This is a genomic window from Endozoicomonas sp. ALE010 (genome assembly GCF_049310165.1).
Classification (GTDB): Bacteria; Pseudomonadota; Gammaproteobacteria; order Pseudomonadales; family Endozoicomonadaceae; genus Endozoicomonas.
This window is the reverse complement of sequence record NZ_JBLYNV010000141.1, coordinates 1-3939: the sequence shown is the minus strand read 5'-3', so window position 1 is coordinate 3939 and position 3939 is coordinate 1. Positions and strand designations below refer to the sequence as shown.

The 3939-nt window shown below is 53.0% G+C and carries 2 protein-coding genes and 1 pseudogene; all 3 read left to right on the top strand.

All coding sequences use genetic code 11. The features are described 5' to 3' along the window. Window positions 1-2066 (top strand): portal protein (locus ACO6UY_RS24110; protein ID WP_422491575.1); only part of this gene is annotated, 2066 nt, incomplete at its 5' end. A 235-nt stretch (window positions 2067-2301) separates the two neighbouring features. Next, complete coding sequence (locus ACO6UY_RS24105; protein ID WP_422491574.1) at window positions 2302-3294, top strand: hypothetical protein; 993 nt, start codon at window positions 2302-2304, stop codon at window positions 3292-3294. 34 nt (window positions 3295-3328) lie between these two features. Continuing rightward, a pseudogene (locus ACO6UY_RS24100) lies at window positions 3329-3939 on the top strand (hypothetical protein); the annotation flags it as partial.

The window sequence follows — 3939 nt, the reverse complement described above, 5'->3', positions numbered from 1 at the left end:
GGCAAGAAGGTCAGGTAATGGAACACGGACTGGTGATGGTGGCCACTCCGGATGAGGTGACTCAGGCGGAGCTGGACTCTTCTCTGGACAAGGAGCGTCGTGAACAGGCGGTGCGTGATGCCTTTGCTTCCGATCTCTACAGCCGCTGGCAGGGTTACCGGGAGGCCCGGCGGGAAGTGGAAGATGAGTGGCTGAATGCGTTGCGGGCGGTAAAGGGTGAATACGGTCCCGAGCAAGAAAAAGTGATGGAAGAGCAGCAGGCCTTGAGCCGGGTGTTTATCAAGATCACTGCCACCAAAGTCAATGCTGCCTACTCACGACTTATTGATCTGCTGTTTCAGAATGTGGATTCCTTTTGGGATATTGTTCCCAGTCCACTGTCTGATATTCCTGCCGCCATTAAGCAGCAGATCCGGATGATGGCTATTCAGGAACTATTGCCATATCGACTTGATCCCCGAACCCGAAACCAACTCATCCAGGAACGTAACGATGAAATGGAGCGGGAACTGATGGCGGAAGCATTGGAAAAGGCCAATACCGCTGCCATGAAGATGAAGCGTTTGATCAAGGACTATCTGATTAATGCCAACGCACTTACCGAAATCAAAAAAATGGTTCGTGAGCAGGTAACCCTGGGAACCGGTTGCATCAAGGTAGCCACTCTGAATATTCGGAACCATGAGAAGTGGGAAAGTGAAGGTGACGAATGGAAGCTCACCGATCACCAGAGCATTGAGCCGGATATTGAATGGGCCAGTGTCTTTGATCTGTTTCCGGATCCCTATTCCCATGATCCAGGCAAGCCGAACGATCTGTTTCGACGCCATGTTCTAACCAAACATGAGTTCAGAGAATTAGCAGGTAGCCCCGGGTTTGAACAGGACACCATTCACGCCATTCTGATGGAGTCTCCCCAGGGTAATCATGTTCCTGAAGATTACGAGCGAGAGCTGCGAAACATTAACAACAATGATGAGCAGTACGGTTCGCCCCAGCGTTTTGATGTGCTGGAGTACTGGGGGCCGGTAGATGGCCATCAGCTGATGGAGTATGGCGTTACCGATATTGATGAGCAGGCAGAGTACCAGGCCAATATCTGGATCTGCGATGGCCGGATGATTATGGCCAGGCTGAATCCTCTGAAGCCGGAAGCTATCCCTTACAAGTTTGTCCCTTACGAAAGTGTTTTGCATCGATTCTGGGGCATCGGTATCCCCTACATGATGAACGACAGTCAGGATGTAATGAACTCCACCGGCAGAGCCCTGCTGGATAATGCAGCCCTGACCGCTGGTCCCATGTTTCAAATGGATGTAAGCAAATTTCCGGAAGGCATGAGCCTGGAAGATGCCAAGAAGATCTATCCCTATCGACTCTGGTTTTATGATGGTGAGGCCGGAGAAGGCCCGATGATTCAGGCCATCAATATCCAGAGCAATCAAAAGGATCTGTCCGGCATCTTTGAAATGTTCCGAAGATTTGCGGATGAAGAAACATCGCTCCCCAGTTACACCCATGGCGAACAGACCCAGAACCTGAACAAAACCGCCAGCGGTATGAGCATGCTGATGACTGCGGCCAATGTGGCCCTGAAAAGTGTGGTGAAAAATATAGACGACTACGCAACCGTTCCCCTGATCGACAGTCTGTTTAATTTCGCTATGCGTTGGAGTGATAGCGAAGATGCCAAGCGGGGTGATCTGGATGTGGTGGCCATGGGCAGTGCTGCGCTGGTTGCCAAAGAGCTGCAATCTGAGCGGATGATGAATGCCCTGAACGTCAGTATGAATCCGGTGTTGGGTCCCATGACTGACCATCGCTATCTGTATAACGAATACCTGAAATCCCTGGATATTGATCCGGATAAAGCCCTGAGACCCGAGGAAGAACTCTATGCCCAATCCCATGCACCTGAAGCCGCAGGAGGCGGAAGCCGTTCTGACGGTGAGCAATCGTCCGGAGTACGACGTGGTGGAGGAGTATCTTCTGCGCCGACGCAAGTTGCTGCTGGAGAAACTGGCAACGTGCCAGGATTCAACCAATTTGCGCGTCCTGCAGGGTAGAGTGCAGGAGTTGGATGACCTTATCGCCTTGCAGCTCAGGGCAGCGACGTATTTGAAACAGCAGTAAAAACCAATCCGCTTCGGCGGTTTTTTTATGCCCAGGGATGGGCGGTATGCCGGTAACGCATGGAGCGGTCACCGGTGAATGCCTGAAATATGTGGATAAGCCCAGGCCCCACAAGATCAGGCTAAACCAAATGTGGACAAGCCTCAGCGCCCCACAGGGAGAGTGAAGATGGCAATCGATGCCGAACAGTTGGATCAGGAAACTGACGCCGAACTTGCAGCCCTTATGGGTCTAAATACGGAAGCCCCTGCCGCTTTTGCACAACAAGAGAACGAGCAGGACAAGCAGACCGACCAGAACCCGCCCGCTGATGAGTTACCCCCGCCACCTGCACCGGAGCCGGAAGCGACAGACGAAGAGTCAGAGCCGCCTGCCCCCACATCTCGTGAAGAGAGCGGTGAAGACTGGCAGGACAAGTACACCAAAGCGGAAGAGTCCCGCAAGAATGCCCATGCCCTGATGACCCGGGCGACGCAAAAAGCCGCTGATCTGGAGCGCAGCAATATAGAGCTACAGCAACAGATCGCTTTGCTGCAGGCCAAAGTGGATCTGCTCAGTCAGCAGAATCTGAGTCAGCCGAACCAACCCAATAGCGAACCAGAGCCGTCTGATCAGTTTCAGGAACTCCGTAAGGACTACCAGGAGCTGGATCCGGTGTTTAACAAGCTGGATGAGTCAGAACAGCTCAACCGGAGACTGGAGCAGCGGCTGGTGGCTATTGAGAAGGCACGGCAGGAGCAGGACGCGGAGCAGGCCCGGCAGGTATTCTGGAGCAAGTTGCGCAGTCTTCATCCTGATGTGGAGCAGATCTCTGCCAGTGAGGACTTTAAAGGCTGGTTTGCACGACAAACGGCTGATGTTCAGGAGCTGAGTCGTGTCAGCCCATTAGGGGCAGCGCAGGTCATGAGTCTCTATAAAGAGGCTGCCGGTCTGAATAAGCCTGCGCCCAAACCTGCACCTGATCCAGCGCAAAAAATGCAGCAGGCAAAACAGATGAGCGAACCGCCAGTGCGGTCCCGCTCGAAACCGACCACTCAGGGTCGCCAACCGGCAATGACACTGGACCAGATTGCGGCCATGCCGCAGAAAGAGTTTAACGACAATGAAGAAAAACTCGATGAAATTCTGGCCCAGTGGATCAAGCAGGGAGGCAGGCTCTAATCGTTTCTCGAAAGAGATTCAAGGGATCTGAATCATGGCAACGACCACGTTTCCAACGGGGGCTATGGCAAATGCCCTGTCCGTTATTTATTCCAAAAAGCTCAACGCGAAGTTCTATAAACGAACTGTGTTGTCGGCTATCTGCAACACCAACTGGGAAGGTGAGATCCAGTCGGAAGGCTCCAAGGTAGTGATCCGTACCCGCCCCGATATTACGGTAGCGGATTATGACCGTGCCGTGGGGGTTGAGTATCAGGATCTGGAGCCACCCAAGGTGGAAATGCCCATCGACAAGACCAAGTACTACGCCTTTATTGATGACTATATCCAGAGTGTCCAGTCCAATATCGAGCTGATCAACGAGTCTTCTGCTGATGCAGCAGAAAACGTGAAGATCGCGGTAGACGGCGATGTACTTGGGAATATCTATACCGATGTCCATCCAGATAACAAGATCGATGGCGGTGGTACCGGCGTGGTTGTGGATAAGTCCAATGTGCTGGATTACATCGTCGATATGGGCACCCTGCTGGACGAGAAGAACATTCCCGAGTCCGGCCGCTGGCTGGTACTGCCACCCTGGGTGTGCGGCATGATCAAGAAGTCCGAGCTGAAGGATGCGTCGCTGGCCGGAGATGGTACCTC

Excerpts from the sequence above, each read along its gene's own strand:
- ACO6UY_RS24105 (WP_422491574.1), top strand. The coding sequence starts at position 2,302 with ATGGCAATCGATGCCGAACAGTTGGATCAGGAAACTGACGCCGAACTT.